This is a genomic window from Pseudomonas sp. DE0010, assembly GCF_007680745.1.
Classification (GTDB): Bacteria; Pseudomonadota; Gammaproteobacteria; order Pseudomonadales; family Pseudomonadaceae; genus Aquipseudomonas; species Aquipseudomonas parafulva_B.
In genome coordinates, this window is the sequence record NZ_VEJQ01000158.1 from 1 (window position 1) to 294 (window position 294).

General features: G+C 62.9%; 1 protein-coding gene. It reads left to right on the forward strand.

Annotated elements, in window-relative coordinates; genetic code table 11:
- Positions 1-294 (forward strand): A24 family peptidase (locus tag FS767_RS22060; RefSeq protein ID WP_144968220.1); only part of this gene is annotated, 294 nt, incomplete at both ends.

The window sequence follows — 294 nt, forward strand, 5'->3', positions numbered from 1 at the left end:
GCCTGGGTCGTCTGGCATCTGGGCGTGACCTGGCAGGGCGGCGCTTTTCTGCTGCTGACTTGGGGGCTGCTGGCGGCCTGTCTAATCGACGCCGATCACCAGCTGTTGCCGGATGTCATCGTGCTGCCGCTGTTGTGGCTGGGTCTGATCGCCAATCAGTTCGGGCTGTTCACCAACCTCGGCGATGCCGTCTGGGGCGCGGTGGTGGGGTATCTGAGTCTGTGGCTGGTATTCCAGCTGTTCCGTCTGGTGACCGGCAAGGAAGGCATGGGCTATGGCGACTTCAAGCTGCTG